This window comes from Mycolicibacterium pyrenivorans, assembly GCF_025821625.1.
In the GTDB taxonomy this organism is placed as follows: Bacteria; Actinomycetota; Actinomycetes; order Mycobacteriales; family Mycobacteriaceae; genus Mycobacterium; species Mycobacterium pyrenivorans.
Genome location: NZ_JACKSH010000275.1, coordinates 1 through 922 on the forward strand (window position 1 = coordinate 1; position 922 = coordinate 922).

The 922-nt window shown below is 68.3% G+C and carries 2 protein-coding genes; both read right to left on the reverse strand.

Translation table 11 applies throughout. The features are described 5' to 3' along the window. Nucleotides 1-340, reverse strand: a 340-nt coding sequence (locus tag H7I57_RS30205) for a translation initiation factor IF-2 N-terminal domain-containing protein (RefSeq protein ID WP_264028221.1), incomplete at its 3' end; no start/stop codon positions are given. Between the two features lie 78 nt (nt 341-418). After that, nucleotides 419-796, reverse strand: a complete 378-nt coding sequence (locus H7I57_RS30210; RefSeq protein WP_264028222.1) for a YlxR family protein — start codon at nt 794-796, stop codon at nt 419-421. Nucleotides 797-922: the final 126 nt, after the last annotated feature.

Here is a 922-nt window from a genome sequence, read left to right on the forward strand (position 1 = left end):
GGGCCGACGGTGCTGCGGCCGCAGGTGTGGGAGCTGCGGGAGGCGCCGGGGGTGCTGCCGGCGGCGCCGGCTCCTCGGCTGCCGGTGGCGCAGCCGGTTTGGGTGCTGCCGGCTTGGGCGCAGCGGGCTTCGCGGCTGAGCCGTTGCCCTCGCTCTTGACCTTTTCGCCGGCGGGCTTCGAGCCGCCGAACGATTCGCGAAGACGGCGGGCGACGGGCGCCTCGACCGTGGATGACGCGGATTTGACGAATTCGCCCTGGTCGTTCAGTCGGGCGAGCACTTCTTTACTGGTGACACCGAGTTCTTTAGCCAACTCGTGCACGCGGGCCTTACCTGCCACTACATCTCCTGTCTGGGAGGCGACAGCGGTGGTGGGCGCCGCGCCTCGGTTTAGCTATGACGCATGGTCATCGAGACTTCACGGTGTGCTCATGTTCTTCGCTACCTGTCCTGTTGCCGGGCGGTCGAGCGCGGTCGAGAAGCACTCTTCCACTGCGGTGGTGTCCGGTGTACCGGTGATCCGCAACGCTCGGCCGAAGGCCCGCCGGCGAATTGCCGCTTGGAGACACTCGGGATCGCGATGCAGCCAAGCACCCCGCCCCGGGAGCGTTCTCGCTGCGTCAACGATCACGACACTGGAGCGATTCCCAGTCCCGCTCGCACTGTCGACAGCGACAACCCGAAGCAATTCGACGGCCAGCTCTCGTTTTCGGCATCCGATGCAGGTCCGCACCGGTCCACCCGAAGGGGCGGTGGTGCTTTTCCGCGTCCGAGCCGATGCCTCGCGCTGGATCACAGCTGAGTCTACCGTCACCGCAGCACCGAAAAGAAAACCGGTGTGCCGGCGGGGCGCGTCAGCGGTCGCCGACCGCGCCGTGAGCGGCGTCCGGCCGGGGCTCGGGCCGGCCCGAGGGACGGCCGG